Annotated in this window: 14 protein-coding genes and 1 pseudogene; all 15 read right to left on the reverse strand. The window is 71.1% G+C overall.

The features are described from left to right. Nucleotides 1-22 precede the first annotated feature (22 nt). Nucleotides 23-1,081, reverse strand: coding sequence for a hypothetical protein (locus tag AB0C46_RS25440; protein WP_362830519.1), 1,059 nt, complete (start codon nucleotides 1,079-1,081; stop codon nucleotides 23-25). Then, complete coding sequence (locus tag AB0C46_RS25445; RefSeq protein WP_362830520.1) at nucleotides 1,078-1,863, reverse strand: hypothetical protein; 786 nt, start codon at nucleotides 1,861-1,863, stop codon at nucleotides 1,078-1,080. The genes AB0C46_RS25440 and AB0C46_RS25445 overlap by 4 nt, the downstream gene beginning before the upstream one ends. Further along, on the reverse strand, nucleotides 1,863-2,279 hold the full coding sequence (locus tag AB0C46_RS25450; protein WP_362830521.1) for a hypothetical protein: 417 nt from the start codon (nucleotides 2,277-2,279) through the stop codon (nucleotides 1,863-1,865). Before AB0C46_RS25450 ends, AB0C46_RS25445 begins: the two co-directional genes overlap by 1 nt. 104 nt (nucleotides 2,280-2,383) lie before the next feature. Next, nucleotides 2,384-2,881 carry a hypothetical protein gene (locus AB0C46_RS25455; protein WP_362830522.1) on the reverse strand — a complete coding sequence of 166 codons (498 nt, stop codon included), beginning with the start codon at nucleotides 2,879-2,881 and terminating at the stop codon, nucleotides 2,384-2,386. A 34-nt stretch (nucleotides 2,882-2,915) separates the two neighbouring features. Continuing rightward, nucleotides 2,916-4,712, reverse strand: coding sequence for a hypothetical protein (locus tag AB0C46_RS25460; protein WP_362830523.1), 1,797 nt, complete (start codon nucleotides 4,710-4,712; stop codon nucleotides 2,916-2,918). After that, entirely contained in the window at nucleotides 4,709-5,851 is a 1,143-nt protein-coding gene (locus AB0C46_RS25465) for an AAA family ATPase (protein WP_362830578.1), read from the reverse strand. The genes AB0C46_RS25460 and AB0C46_RS25465 overlap by 4 nt, the downstream gene beginning before the upstream one ends. A 194-nt stretch (nucleotides 5,852-6,045) precedes the next feature. Then, nucleotides 6,046-6,267 (reverse strand): hypothetical protein, encoded by a 222-nt coding sequence (locus tag AB0C46_RS25470; protein WP_362830579.1) that lies wholly within the window; start codon nucleotides 6,265-6,267, stop codon nucleotides 6,046-6,048. Nucleotides 6,268-6,555: 288 nt separating this feature from the next. Beyond that, nucleotides 6,556-6,987, reverse strand: a complete 432-nt coding sequence (locus AB0C46_RS25475; protein WP_362830525.1) for a hypothetical protein — start codon at nucleotides 6,985-6,987, stop codon at nucleotides 6,556-6,558. Between the two features lie 28 nt (nucleotides 6,988-7,015). Then, nucleotides 7,016-8,263, reverse strand: a complete 1,248-nt coding sequence (locus tag AB0C46_RS25480; protein WP_362830526.1) for an MFS transporter — start codon at nucleotides 8,261-8,263, stop codon at nucleotides 7,016-7,018. A gap of 44 nt (nucleotides 8,264-8,307) precedes the next feature. Next, the gene (locus AB0C46_RS25485) at nucleotides 8,308-8,775 is read right to left on the reverse strand and encodes a hypothetical protein (RefSeq protein ID WP_362830527.1); all 468 of its coding nucleotides are present in this window, start codon (nucleotides 8,773-8,775) and stop codon (nucleotides 8,308-8,310) included. Nucleotides 8,776-9,390: 615 nt separating this feature from the next. Then, complete coding sequence (locus tag AB0C46_RS25490) at nucleotides 9,391-9,789, reverse strand: hypothetical protein (protein WP_362830528.1); 399 nt, start codon at nucleotides 9,787-9,789, stop codon at nucleotides 9,391-9,393. 67 nt (nucleotides 9,790-9,856) lie between these two features. Then, nucleotides 9,857-11,041, reverse strand: coding sequence for a hypothetical protein (locus AB0C46_RS25495; protein ID WP_362830529.1), 1,185 nt, complete (start codon nucleotides 11,039-11,041; stop codon nucleotides 9,857-9,859). 50 nt (nucleotides 11,042-11,091) lie between these two features. Beyond that, on the reverse strand, nucleotides 11,092-11,865 hold the full coding sequence (locus AB0C46_RS25500) for a DUF317 domain-containing protein (RefSeq protein WP_362830531.1): 774 nt from the start codon (nucleotides 11,863-11,865) through the stop codon (nucleotides 11,092-11,094). Between the two features lie 50 nt (nucleotides 11,866-11,915). Further along, nucleotides 11,916-12,604, reverse strand: a pseudogene (locus tag AB0C46_RS25505) (glycosyltransferase). Nucleotides 12,605-12,723: 119 nt separating this feature from the next. After that, nucleotides 12,724-13,203, reverse strand: coding sequence for a hypothetical protein (locus AB0C46_RS25510; protein WP_362830532.1), 480 nt, complete (start codon nucleotides 13,201-13,203; stop codon nucleotides 12,724-12,726). Nucleotides 13,204-13,323 lie beyond the last annotated feature (120 nt).

Raw genomic sequence — 13,323 nt, forward strand, 5'->3', positions numbered from 1 at the left:
TCTCCTCGTACAAGGGGGCGGTTCAGCGCCGGCGTCCGGCCGCCGCGAGGGAAGGGGGCGCAACGGGGACGCGGGGCGCAGGCGGGCAGGCGCAGACGGCGGACGCTTCGTTTCCATCGGGTGGAAGTTCGCCGCCACACGCGATGGGGTGGGGGTGGGCCTGGTGGCGGTCGGCGAGTTCGGTGCCGGGCGATGCGGGCGCGGCGGTCGCCCGCGTCGCAGGAGGCGTGGGGTGCGTGCGAGTCGGCGGAGCGACGGTGGCCAGGCCGGCGGCCGTGGCGTCGAGATCCTGCTGGATGCCGTACAACCGTCTCGCGATCAGCTCCAGGCGGTGTGCACTTCCGGGACCGTCGGCGCCCGGCAGGTCGTCGAGCTGGTGGGCCGCCTGCTCGACGAGGCCGCGCACGATGGACAGGGGCCCGACGCGCTCGGCGGCGAGTTGCCGCAGCAGCCCGGCGAGTTGCGCGGTGACGTCGGCAGTGCCCGTCTGCTGGGTGGGGCGCTGAGCGAACCGGGCCTGCTGGACGGCCTGCTGCGGATCCGGGCCGGTTCGGGGCGCGATGAGGCCCAGCTCGGCCTCGATGCGCCGGCTCTCGACTGCCAGGAGTGCCAGCAGCCGGAACGGCTGCGTGGTCCAGGTGCCGTCGGGCCGGATGAGGTTGGCGAGCAGGTCGATCCGGCCGGGCTGTGCTTGAACGGCGATCCAGCGGCAGCCGTTATCCTCTCCGGGCCGTTGGATGCCTGCGGTGCGGGCGATCCGGTGGGCGATCTCGGACCACTCGGGCTCGGTGAGGTCGCGGTCGTCAGGGTGGAGGCGCACGTCCGCATGCCAGAGGGCCCGGCGGTCGCCGTGCGGACGGCCCGCGAATGCGTGCTGCCGGGTGGGGTCGTCCAGGTGCTCGGCCCAGTCGGTGGACGTCCAGGTCTGCTGTTCGTCCAGGGGGGTGTAGTAGTCCAGCCCCGGCCAGTGGGCGACCACCGTGTGGTCGGTCAGGCCCTCTCGGTCGCTGACAGGACGGCCGAGGGCTTCAGCAAGCGGTTCGTGGGGGGTGATGTCGCGCGGATGGACACGAATGATCATGATGGGGTCGGGGTCGAACGGTGATGGATGAGTCGGTCCAGGTCGTGCGCGGCGGTGATCAGAGCGTGTTCGCGGACGAAGTCGGCGTGCACGGCCAGCTCTCCTGGCGGCAGGAGTTCCAGGGCCCGGTCGATCGCCGCGTGGGCCAGCCGGTACTGGCCCTGGGCGCGATGCGCTGACGCCTTGCGGAATTGCGCGACCGCGTCGTCAGCGCCCTGGTCCGGCAGCCGGTCGACGAGGGCGAGCAGCGTGGGCGCCCGGTCGGGCAGACGGCCGCCCAGCCATACCCCGTGCAGCAGGACGTGCAGCGTCTTGGGGTGATCCGAGGCGGCGGCGAGAACCCGCTCCATCACCTTCAGCCCATCGGGCCGTGACTGCCCCAGGCGGGCGAAGGCGTACAGCGCCCAGCTGTACGGGTCGGCGTCCAGCACGCTCAACGGGACCTGGTTCAGCAGGGATTCGATGGTGCGGCAGCGGAAGTCGTAGCGCAGCGCGGTCAGGTAAAGATGGCGGTACGTCTGCCCGAAGACCGGAAAGTTCGCATCGGGGCCGTGGTCGGTGACGTCCTCCGGGCGGAGCAGGGCCAGCGCACTGTTCCCGGCGGCGCGGGCCTGCCAGGCGACAGAGGCGCAGATCTCGGCCGACTCCTGCCAGGTTGCCTCCAGATCACGCAGGGACTCGGCAAGACGCACATGCCACCCGGTTCCGCCGACCGTCTCGACGGCGAGCGACGCCGCACGCGCCAGGGCCGCGATGCGCTCCGGCCCGGGGATCGCGGGCATCACTTCCCGCCCCGGGCGTCGGCGACGTGCACCACCTGGTTGAGGTCGGTGACCGAGTACCAGCCGCAGTCGACGTCCCCTTCAGCATCGGCCCGGCGCGGGACCAGGTAAGTGCGCAGCGCCTGCCGGTAGATGAGACAGTCCGGGCACCGGCTGGAGAGATGGACCAGGTAGCGCGGGTGCGCGGTGATGTAGGAGCGTTCGCCGCCCGCCGGGTCGTACAGGCGCCAGCCGTCCTCGTCGGTCGGGGTGTGCCACGAGGGCGTGACGACCTTGTAGGCGTCGCCCCACAGTTCGCTGCCGGAGGTGCCCTTGAGGATGACGACCTGGTCGCCGGGCCGGAAATGCTGGTGGGTGATGTCCCGGTCGGGGGTGACGATGTCACCAGGGGCATACGGATGGCGGGACACGGACACAGCGGGGTTCCTTCCACGAGGGCGGGGAGGCGGTGGAAAGAACAAGGATCCGGAGAATCCCCGGTTTCGGTAACCGGGGATCGTGGGGTATAAGCCCCCGCGTCCTACCGGAACGGGTTCTCCGTTCCGATGTCGTCGGACGTAGCGGCATCCAGGAGTTCGGGCAGGTCAGAGCCCTGGGCATCGCGCTGGTCGATCCACCAACCGACACGGGTGACGGTGCGGATCTTGTCCTCCAGCACGGCCCAGTCGGCCTCGTCCCAGATGCCCTCGCTCACCAGCGTGCTGTACGCGGTGGTGACGAGCTGATGGCGCGAACGCTCACCCCAGCCCAGGGCCCTCTCGGGGCCTTCGAGCGGCGGCATACCGAACTGCCCGGCCCACTCGGAAGCGGCCTGCTGCTCCTCGGCGCGCTTGGCCGCGAGCCATGCTTCCTTGGACTGGGTGTCGGAGTCGCGGGCGGCCTTCCAACAGTCGGTGCAGGCGCGCCCTCCGAGCCAGCGGGCGAATCCGGCGCGCCGGTCGGCGGGACGGTCGGAAAGGTCGTGCTCTCTTTCGTCTCCACAGCTGTGGACAACGGTCCAGGTCTTGCGGACTGCCACGTGGTTGTTCCTGCTTTCTGTCTTCTGTGTTGTCTCAGCGTGTCCTGCGGATGGCGTCTGTGGCCGCCGTGGCGATGGCGACGGGAGCGCTGGAGGGCTGGGGAAGGTGCAGCAAGGTGGTCCCAGGCAAGTGGTGGGACTGCGCGGTGAGGGTGAGCTGGAGTACGGCGCAGCCGGCGGTCGTGAGCTGCTTGACGCGGGTGACGGCTTGAGCGGTTTCGTCGCTGCCGTACCGGGCGTCGGTGACGATCACGAGGAGGCGGCCGGCGCCGGGGCGGCTGAGTTCGAGGCCGTGGTCGAGTGCGTCGATGGCGTCGCCGAGGTTGTGGTGGCCGCCGTTGGCATCGAACGTCGTCACGCGCTCTGGTGCTCGGTGGGTGGGTCGGGTCAATGCGGTCAGGTGCCTGTCGTAGGCGATGGTGGCGGTAAGAGAGTCGGGGTCGGTCAGGGCTGCTGCGCGTGCCACGATCCAGGCAGCGGACGCGACGGGCGCGCAGGCGGCACGCATGGAGCCGGAGACGTCGACGGCGATACCCACACGCAGCGGTGGGGTGGGGGAGTTCCGGCGGCGGGTGTGGGTGAACGGTTCCGCAGTGGGGACCGACCCGGCCGCGCGCTGAGCGTCGCGGGCGAGGGCCGCGCGCATGTTGAGGCGGCCGGGCGGGGTGGGGCTGGTGGTCCGCTCCTCGGTCCGCTCGCGATAGGCGGCGGCACGCAGGGCACGGCTCAGGCGCGAGGCGGCACTCTGCTCGGCGGCGGTGGCCCGGCGGGTGCCGGTGACCGGGTTGCTGCGGGGCGCCGGTGTGCCGCCGGGGGTGACGGTGCCACGGGCGTTGAAGACGCTCTTGGCGGTGGCGGCGGCTTTGCGTCGCTGGTCGGCCCGCTGGGCGCGGTCCTGAGCCTGCGCCTTGGACTGAGCGGCCACGGCGTCGGTCGCTGCGGCCTGTGCCGCGAGGTCGGCGGCGTCGGTGGCTGCCATGCTGTCCATGACGACCCCCACGGCGCCGGACAACAGATCGGTGAGGTTCTCCGGCACGGGCAAGGCAGGGGCCGCGATGTCCAGAGCGTCGCACCAGTCCTGAGCGTGCGCGAGCATGGTCGTGGCGTCGTGGTCGGCACACTGGTGGGCTGCGGTCCAGATGCGGGTGAGTGTGGCCAGCAGGTCGGCGCCCAGCACCTTCTCGCACAGATCGGCGACGGCCCGGGTCTCGCCGGCGTCCAGGATGCCGACGTCACGGCGGCCGAGGACCAAGGCCGCCATGGCGGCGGCGTGCTCGATGCCCTGGAGGGTGGGGTGGGCGATGTCGGGCATGACCAGGGTTCGGGCACTGGTGCGCAGGTACGTGCGGTCCGTGGGCCGCGTGATCAGGTGTGCGCCTTCGACACGGCTCTCCTCCAGCAGGAGCGCGGCCTCGACGACACGGGGGTTCGCTCCGGCAGGCTCCGTCCAGACGGAGTGGGCCGCGTGCGCGGCCTCGTGGACGAACACGCCCCAGGCGGCGGGATACCGCTCCTCGTCGCCCACGATCCGCGGATGGATCTCGTGGGGCTGGAGCGGGGCGAACAGGGCGGCGTCGAACTCGACCTCGCCCAGAGTGGGGAAGAACGCGGCCGGTGCGCCGCTGCGCGTGCCGGGGCGGCAGGTGACGAGGAGGTCCTGGCGGCCGGAGAGGGCGACCAGCCGATCGCCGAGTTCGGCTCCCACGCGCAGCCACGCGTCCGGGGAGGAACGGGGTTGCGCGGGCGGGGCGCCGTCGTCGTCCCATCGCGCGAGGTCGGCGTCGTCGTCCGGCGTGGTGGCGGGGGACTGGACGTGGTGGTGGGCGCTCATCGCGAGCGGCCCCGGTGCGCGGAGCCGGTGCTGCCCGCGGGCTGCTGGACGGCCGAGGCGGACAGCTGCTTGCCGAGGGTGAGGGGGCGGACCTCCTTGACGCCGGCAGCCTTGATGACGGCAGCGGCGACGGCGTCGCGATCCTCCAGAGGGGCGATGCCGACCAGGTTCGCGAGTGCGGCTTTGGTGCCGAGGACGGCCTCGGTCTTCTGGTAGCTGAGCAGCTCTCGCAGTTGGGGGGCCCAGCCCAGCTCGCCGAGTTCGACTTGGTGGGCGAGGTGTCGGGCGACCCGGACCACCCGGGCATCGATCCTCAGCGCCAGGGCGAGGTCATAGTCCGTGCCGATCTGGATTTGCACGCTGAACCGGCTCGATAGCGCCTCCGTCAAAACCGCCCCGTGGACGCCGGGATTGTGGCCCGCCACCACGTAGAAGCCCGGCTCGGCCTTGATGGTCTCGCCCTTGTGGGCCTTGACCTGGATCTGCCTGCGCCCATCCATCGCGGGATACAGCGCAGCCAGGACCTTCGGTGAGATCAAGGTGGCATCGTCGATCAGCAGGGCGCGGCCCTCGGTCATCGCGGTGACCAGCGGACCGTACTGGAAGACGTAGGCTCCCGCGTCGTCCTGTGTGTACTCGCCGATCAAGTCGCCGACCGTGGTGTCGCCGTCACCGGCGACGGTGAGCAGGTCCGGGAACGCCGCCTCGACCAGACTCGTCTTGCCGGTGCCCGGAGGGCCGTAGAGCAGCACCGGCACGTCGGCGTCGCGCAAGCGATTCAACGCCTCGACGTCGGGCAGATCGGCCAGCTCCCGGGGGTGGTAGACCTGGCCCCCCGCGCGGCGGATCGGGCCGGTCTGCCTGGGTGCGGCTGCTGCGGGAATGCTCGTGCGGGCCGTGGCCGCCTGGGCGCGGGGAGAGTGGGTGCCCGGTGGGCTGATGACAGCGGTCTGCGCGGCTGCGGCGGTTTTCGCGTTCGCGCGGAACTCCGGTTGTCCGGTTCCGCCTTGGTCGGCCTCGCCGCGTCGCACCAGGGTGAGGGCGGCGTTGCGGACGGCGCCGTGGGAGTGGCCCAGCTGCCTGGCCATGTCCCCGATGGTGAGCGTGTCCGCCGGCCGGTCGGCCAGCAGTCGGGCCACCTTGGCCCGTAGTTCGCCGCCCTTGGTGCGCGCTGGACTGGTAGGCGTTCCGGGTGTGGTCAATACAAGGCCCCTTCAACAGGTGTGGGTGCGAGCGGGGTTGGCGATGCGCTGGAGAGACTGGCCGCGCTCGGAGCGGATCACGGGCTGTGCCGACATCGGCGACCGGGCCAACCGGGGCGTACCGTCGGCGCTCACCGGCCGACCGAGGGCTCGGTCCAGGTGCACGGGATGGCAGACGACGAGCAGCTCGCTGGCGGCCGAGCAGGCCCGTGCGTCCGCTCCGTACCGGGTTCCGTCGCTCGGCAGGCGCAGCCTGGCGTCTCTTCGAAGCCGGCCTGGAGCAGGATCCGCCGGGCGGCGGCGTTGTAGCCGGTGGTGGTGATCTCGCCGGTGATGGTGTGCCGGATCGTCATGAACGGCTCTGCTGGTGCTTCGGGCAATACGGATCTCCTATCGGTGGTGGCGGGAAAGCGGTGTGGTGTTGGGCGAAGGCGAGGCGGGCCCGGAGCTTCCAGCACATCAACGGTGCGTGGCTGAACCACGAACGATGGGCAATGACTGCCGACATGCTCCCGGGCGGGCCTCACCGCCCCGCAGCTACCTGACTCGCCTTTCCGCACGTTCCGATAGCCGGGTGTACCAACAACTGCCATGTACGGGGTCTCCTTGGTGTCGGGGTTCGGAACGGGGTGCCGGGGGGTTCAGGTGGTGTGGGGGCGTGTGTGGCGCTCGGTGAACTGCTCGGCGGCGAGGTCGAGCAGGTCCATCTGGCGTCGCCATGTGCGGCGTGCGGCGGTGGCCAGGGTGGTGTTGATGCCGGGGTCGAGGGTGCTGACGGCATCCAGTCCGGCGGCGCGGGCGACGGTTAGGCGCAGCTCGGCTTCGAGCCAGGGCCAGTGCTCGGGGGCGGGCACCGGGGTGGCGGCATCGCCGACGGCCAGACGGCTCAGGTAGTCGCCGCCGGCGGAGAGGACCTCGGGCAGGGGGATCTCGTCGGCGGCCATCCACCGTCCGTGTTCCAGCAGCGTGAGAAGGGCGCAGCGCAGCAGGGTCATCTCGTCGCGCCCTGGCGCGGCGCAGATCGGGCAGGCGTCGTTGCGGCAGTTCCAGGCGGGTGCGGCCGGGCGGGGCATGGAGAAGGGCCTTTCAGTAGTGGTGGAGTTAGGCGATGTGGGGGCGTCGGTGACAGCCGCGACCGGCCGTACTGCCCGAGAGCGACAGGCGCTTTCGGGCGCCGAGCAGGACGGCCAGGGTGAAGGCGGCGCCGCATGCCGGAAGAGCGGCGCCGATCGTGGAGTGCCCGGCACAGAGCCCGGCCAGAGCAGTTCCGGCGGCCTGGCCGGCGCCGACCGCGGCGATCAGCCAGGCATACGCCTCCGTGGTGGTGCCCACGGGAGCGAGCACATCCACCATCAAAAAGGCGCAGGTGATCAGCGCGGTGAGGACGACGCCCGGCAGTGCGGTGAGCGCGGTCGCTGCCAGGGGCGCCGGGTTCGCGGCGAGCGGCACCCAGGCCAGGGCGAACAACGCAGCTGTGGCCAGGAGTTGGCCCCGCAGGCGACCGGGCCAGTGACGCCGGCCGTACAGGATGCCGCCGACGAGGCTGCCGGTGGACAGCGCGGCGGGGATCAGCCCGGACAGCAGAGCCATGCCGTGGTGGTCGGCCACGGCTACGGCCCACACATTCATCGTGCCCAACGCGAAGCCGACACCGACGACGGCGAGAAACAGCAGCCGCAGCCCGCTGTGGCGCAGCGGCCTGGAGAACCTGCCAGCACGTGAGGAGGCGGGCCGCCACGTTCTGGACGGGGCGGCGCTGATCACCATGGCTGCCCCCACCACTCCGAGCGCCGCGGTGACCGTCATAGCGGCGCCGGGGCCGTGCAGGGCGGACAGCGTGGCGACCAGCGGCGGTCCGGCGATGTAGATCAGTCCTTGGGCGCCGGTGTCGAGCGCGAGGGCGGCGCGCCGGCGCTCGGGGTCGGGCAGCACGGTGCTCCACAGCGCGCGCAGGTTCGCCTCCAACGGGGGCGTGCTCAGCCCCGCGCCGACGACCAGGCCGGCCGCGAGCGTCGGCTTGGTTCCGGCGTCGATGTACGGCAGCAGCAGGAGACAGACCGTGGTGACCAGAACGGCGGATGACGTGACGCCACACTGCCCGCGTCGGTCGACCATCCGCCCCAGGACGGGCTGGCCGATGGCGCTGGCCAGCCCGTACAGCGCGCACAAGAGCCCGCCGGTCGCGAGGGTTCCGCCCTGCTCGGTGACCAGGAGGAGGATCGCGACGGGGGCCATGCCATTGGGCAGCCGCCCGGTCAGGGTGCCCAGCAGAAGTCGGGCAACGTGCCGCTCGGCGAGCAGCGGCCGGGAGGTGGAGCGGGCCGGTGGGCGGCCGGTGCGCGGAGTCAATGGGGGTGCTTTCTGTGATCGTCTGGGGCTTGCGCGGTGAGCTGTCAGCGGCTTCGTCCGGCGGTGGTGGCAGCCGCCGGAGGCTTCGGCGGCGTGGAGGCAGTAGCCGCTGGTCGGGAGGGCTCCTTGGCCGAGCCGATGGTGGTGGCGCGGACCGCCTCGATGAGGTTCTGGCCGAGTTCGAGCCACAGGGCCATGGCGTCGTCCGCACTGCCCTGCTTGAGTCCGCTTCGGGCGTCGCCGTCCGACTGGGGCCGGGTGGTGAGAAGGGTCTCGAAGCGGTCGAGGAGGACCGCGTCCTGCGCGGCCAGCGGCTTGGCATCGGCCCGGCGGGTCGCCGCGATCAGGTAGGGCGCGTGGGTGAGGAAGCGGTCCAGCGCAGCCTCCAGGTCCGCGGCATGCACGGTGCCGGGCTCTACTTCCTCCCGCACCCAGTTCAGGTCCTCGTGCACTTCCTGCAACCGCGCGAGATGCACCAGCTGCTCGAACTCCGGCAGGAGGAGCGAACGCACGTCGGATGCAGCCCCATGGGCAGTAGTGGCGACGACGGTGCGCGGCGCATCTGTCCCGACCACGTGGACATGGTCAGGGGAGGGCAGCAAGGTGCCGACCAAATAGCGGTCGTCCCACGAGCGTTCGGCCAGAGTTCGGTGCCGCCGCCGTCGCGGAGGACCGCCGCACAGGAGGTGCGGTAGTACGCCAGCATGGACAGCACGGGGCTTGCCTCCCAGACCCAGTCCAGCAGGTGGGTGGGCATCGAGCCGTCTGGGTAGTGCTCGATGTCCACGTCCCACTGGCCGGGAAGGCGCTCGGCGACGATGTGAGCGATGTCGCCGAGGTAGGGCCGCTCACTGGTGATGACCTGGGCTTGGCAGTCACGGGCCGTCTGGTGGAGGTGGGTGAGTACCTCACGTGCTTGGGCACGGTTGTCGAGGGACAGCCGATGGGCCCCGTCCTGGTGCCGGGCGAACCCGGCCAGCTCCACGGCGGTGGTCGCCCAGCGGTGCCGATCGCCGACGGGAAGCGCGACGATCGTGTTGCCCGCGGCGAGGTGAAGGGTGATGGCGGCGGAGGAAGTCAGGGCAGCGATCTTTCGTTTCGGGCCGCAGGGTGGAGGGCCTCGTCGCTCACCGGCTCCGTCCCTTTCCGGCTGCCTGTGCTCGGCCGCCTACCGGCACTACGCCGGTCTGCAGCGGGGACTTGAGGGCGGCGGCAGAAGCGGTGCGGTGGTGCGGAGAACGCGTGGCCGATGCCTGGGCGATGGGGGTGCGGCGCTCCATCAACCCGTTCCGGACCACTGACTGCGGCTGACCGGCGCTGCGGCCGAGGTCGAGGGCGTAGTCGGCCTGGACCGCATAGCCGTGCTGGCGAAGGTCATGAACGGCCTGGCGGGCACGGCGGATGCCGTCCCGCTCGGGGTGGGTGAGCCGGTACAGCCCCGGGGTGCCGGGCACGGGCTCGAACTGCTCCCGGACGAGATACCAGGCGGCCAGGTGTGCGGGGATGTTCGCGGTGGCGGCGGCCACGAAGCCGTGGTCGGGATGGGCGCCGAAGCGGAAGTGGTCAGACAGAGGCGAATCCTTCTGTGAACGGTCAGCGGTGGGCTGCCGCCGTGCGGGGTGACGGCGGCAGCGCAGGACGCGTGGTGAGTAGCCGAGGGCTCGGCGCGGACAGGTCGGCCGCCCCGCCCGGTACGGCGGCACGGGCCTGGCGCTCGAACACGTCGCTGTCGGCGAGCCATGCTTCGATGGCCGGCAGGACGGCGAGGCCGAGCTGCCCGCGGACCTGGCTCCACTCGTGGGGCAGCAAAGTCTGGGGGATCGAGTACAGGTCGTGGCGCAGGTCGTTCCACTGGTTCCAGGCATCCTGGCTGGCGGCGATGGCCTCGCGCAGGCGGATCAGGGCTGCGGCGTCCTCGGGCCAGGGAGTGGCAGCGGGCCGGCAACGGGTGAGCAGACTCGGCGCGTGTTCGAGCACATGTCGGAACGAGAGCCAGGCATGGTCGGCGAAGTCCCGTTCCAGACCGGTGAGCAGGTGCGGGTTCCTGAGCGGCACACCGTCGCTGTAGCGGCCGGAGTCTTTGATCGCCTGTAGCGTCTGGTGTTCTTCCCGGATACGTTCCAGCGCCGACAGGACGCTGTTCACGGCCCGGTTGTGCAGGGCGCGACGGTAGGCGGGTAGGAAGGTGTGCGTGATGGCGGACGCGGCCCGGCCGGGTTCGGCGGGCAGCGCCATTGTGTGCGGCGTGGCGGGATCATTGCGGACGTCCTCCTTCTCGTGCTCGGTGAGCGCGCCGAGGAGGTAGCCGCTGCGGTGGCCGGGCCGCTCGATCAGCAGCAGATCGGTGCCGGTGCCGTTCTTCAGCACGGACGCGAACGGAATGCGGTGGTCTTCGAGGGCGCGGTGGATCTCGCCGGCTTCCCACAGCGCAGGCCAGAGGTCTTCCTGCCACAGCGGGAGGCTGTAGATCTCCAGCTCGGCGCTCCAGGCGCCGGGCAGTCGGGCGGCGACCTCGGCGCCGAAGTCGCCGAGGTAGGGCCGGGTGCTGGAGATGACGGTGACGCCATGCTCGTGGGCGTGGTGCATCAGGGCGCTGGCGGTGTTCCGGGCGGCCTGGGCGTCGGCCAGCGAGGAGGTGTACGCGCCGCTGGGCTGGCGGCTGAATCCGGCTTCGGCCAGTGCTTGGTTGGCCTGCCGGTATTGATCGCCCGAGGCGATGGCGACCAGACCCAGAGTGCGGCTGGTGGAGAGAGCGATCTCGGCGGGGGAGTTGGGCATCAAGGTCCTGGTGGGTTGAGCCCGCAGGCGGTGTGTTCAGGCGGACGGGCTCAGCGAGTCTTCGGGTGCTTGGGCTCAGGGCTTCGCGGCGGTCCGGCGTGGGGCGGCTGCGCCGACAGGCCCGGCGACGGAGATGCGACGCGTTCGATGGTCACCAGCGGTGCGACGGCGGTGGGGAACGCGAAGGCCGTGGAGCGCAGGGTGGGTCGAGAGTCAAGGGTCTCGGCGGCGACCGCGTGCGTGAGGAAGGGCGGTGTCTTCTCCGTGAACGAGATGTCCCAGAGAGGACCGAGGCCGTCGGGGGAAGCGGCCATGTGCCAGGTGACGGATGTGTCTCCGTGGATGGGCGGCGCCGTCGAGTCCGGGCGGCGGCGGACCACGGCGGCGTGCCCGTCACGCGAGATGAATCCGGAGAGCCCGAAGTCGTCGAAGACGTCCCAGGAGTCTGGGTCGACGTAGAGCTCCAGCAGGCCGGGCTCGGCGGCCAGTTCGGCTGCCAGGGTGCCGATCAACGTGACGACGGATTCGATCGGCACGTTGCCGTTGATGTCCGTCCGCCACCGCTCGGGCGCTTCCTCTTCGACGCGAGCCGAGATCACCAGATGGGGGTCGCGGCCCACGGCCGCTTGGTCGTGGCGGATGGTGATGCGCCGGCAAGGACTGGTGACGGTCAACGACGAGGCGTCGGTGCGTGCGCTCCATGCGGAGTCCTCGGCGAAGATCTCCAACAGCTGCTGGTGGTCGGTGGGGTGGCTGACGGCCAGATAGCGGGGAGAGATGAGGACCTTCTCCCGGGGCCGCTCCTGGGCGGGATCATTGGACATAGGTGCTTTCGAGGGGATGGCAGCAGGGCACTTAGAGCGGAGCGCCCCAACTACGTGGTGGAAGGACCGGAATCGCGCAATGAGCGAGAGGCGGCGCGCAGGCTGACGCCGAACCGGTGGGCGAAGACCCTCGCCTTCGCCTCCAACTGGTCGTAGGAGTCCTGCGCGGTCATCTGTCCGGTGTGCTTGCGGTACCGGTAGACCGGGACAGGCAGCACGATTCCCGGAGCGAGGCAGGTGACTGCGAGGGAGCAGTAGTCCTCGCCCTGGACGAGACCGCCCATGGGGGCTGCCCGCACCAGGTCGGTACGGGCGAGGAGGGTGGTCGGGCCGAGCGGAATGGTGTCGGCCGGGTTCGTCCAGTACCGCCACACGTCCCCGGCCTCGTGCCGGCCCGGTGGCGCCGGGGGCACCCACAGGGTCGTGGTCCCGTCGGCGTGGAGGTCCTGGCTGAATCCGGCACACCCCAGCCCACGCCGGTCTCCTCCAAGGCCCGCAGCCGCAGCGCCATGGCCTCATCGGTGAACGTGTCATCGTCGTCAGCCCAGTTCACATACCGGGTCCGCACTTCGTTGAGCGCGAAGTTTCGGGCACAGGCCGCACCGACCGGGCGCGGCAGGGCGAGGACCCGGACACGCGGATCAGCGGCGAGGGAGACGGGGAGCCGGGCGGGGTCGGCGCCGTCGAGGGCGACGACAGCCTCCCACGGGACGCTCTGACGGCACAGGCTGGCGTGCATGGCCGCGAGGAACTCCAGACGCTCCGGGCGGAGTTGCGTGGCGATGACGACGGTGATTTGCGGGTGAGGGTGCGGGGACAGTGCGTACTCCGGGCGGGCATCGTTCGGGGACGGTAGGGCTATCGGCGGGCGGTCTTGCGGGGCGTCGGCGCCGACGGTGAGGTGGTGGCAGGCGACGCGGTACGCACCGTGGGGCATGGTGGCGTGGTGGCCGGGATCGGCTGGTCGGGCCGCCACAGGCTTGCGGTGTCACGGAACCGCACACGGGGATCGGTGTCCCAGGTAACGACGGAACCGCGTTCCGCGCCGGGTCTGCTGATCACCTCGATGCCGCGAGGGTGGAGGACGTAACTCCAGCCGAGTCCGGACGAGGTCCGCTCGGTGCAGATCAGCGGTGGCGAGGCCCGGTGGGCCGGGTACCGCGAGCCGGGTTCGTCGCGTTCGCCGGCCAGGTGCTGACGCAGGGCGTCGGGTGCGCCGTCCAGGAGGTCGGTGCCGAGATAGGACCAGCCTTCGGGTGCTTCGTCGATGAGGTATGCGGCCAGGGCCTCGGCATCACCGGAGAACCGGTGCTGGTGCGCCGCGAGCTGCAGCGGCACGTGATGGCTGGGGTAGCCATCCCAGTGAACGTGAGTGCCGGCGTAACCGGATGCGGTGGGGCGTGCGATGACAGAACGAGTGGACAGAAGATCTTCCTGCCGAGCGGTAGCCGACGGGAA

It is taken from the genome of Streptomyces sp. NPDC048637 (assembly GCF_040650675.1).
In the GTDB taxonomy this organism is placed as follows: domain Bacteria; phylum Actinomycetota; class Actinomycetes; order Streptomycetales; family Streptomycetaceae; genus Streptomyces.